Origin of the sequence: Kitasatospora sp. MY 5-36 (genome assembly GCF_001182915.1) — a bacterium.
Lineage (GTDB): Bacteria > Actinomycetota > Actinomycetes > Streptomycetales > Streptomycetaceae > Kitasatospora.
In genome coordinates, this window is record NZ_LFVW01001364.1 from 1 (window position 1) to 758 (window position 758).

Annotated in this window: 1 protein-coding gene; it reads right to left on the reverse strand. The window is 79.2% G+C overall.

Translation table 11 applies throughout. The annotated features are described in order from the left end of the window. The coding region (locus AE652_RS42455) for a DUF3492 domain-containing protein (RefSeq protein ID WP_234348742.1) at positions 1-687 on the reverse strand (687 nt) is incomplete at its 3' end. Positions 688-758 lie beyond the last annotated feature (71 nt).

Consider the following 758-nt stretch of genomic DNA (forward strand, 5'->3'; position numbering starts at 1 on the left):
GGCGTGCAGCGCCAGCTCCGGGTCCCGCCCCGGCTCCAGCGCGCCCGCCCACACCAGGGTCGGCGCCGCGGGTTCCGGCCCGGCGGCCGGGCGGTCCACCGCCGGGGTGCCCTCGTACACCACCCGGGTGCGCGCCGGATCGGCCCCGCAGCGGCGCTGCCACTGCTGGTCGTGGGCGCTGCCCGGGGTGAGTATCGCGGCCCGCCGGTACGTCTCCTCGGTGAGCGCCCGGAAGAAGGCCAGCAGCAGGGCGCGGACCGGCCACCGGTACGGCGCCTCGCGGTAGCCGAGGTACTGCTCGCGCAGGTGCAGTCCGTGCTCGGTGACCACGAACGGCACCCCGTGCAGGTGCCGGGCCACCAGGGCGGGCAGCGCGGCCGGGCCGCCGCCGACCACGTGGCACAGGTCGACCGCGCCGAGGCCGCCGGGGCCGGTGCCGTACCAGGGCGCGGACAGCGGGCGCAGGCACTGTTCCAGCAGGTCCGCCGCGACCAGCACGTCGCAGACCAGCGGCTGCCCGGCGGAGGTGTCCGCGCCGGGCAGCCGCCAGGTCCGCTCCAGCAGCCGGCGGGCGTGCGCGGAGGCCAGGAAGGCGGGCAGCGTGCCGTCCTCCCGGGCGAGCGCGGCCAGCCGGTACAGCCCCGGCCCGAAGCCCGCTCTCTCCCCGGGCAGCACCAGGGCCCGCACCAGCTGTTCGTACGCCCCGGCGTACCGGCGTCTGCGCGGCGCACGCGGTGCCCGGCCTCCGCCGCCATCGC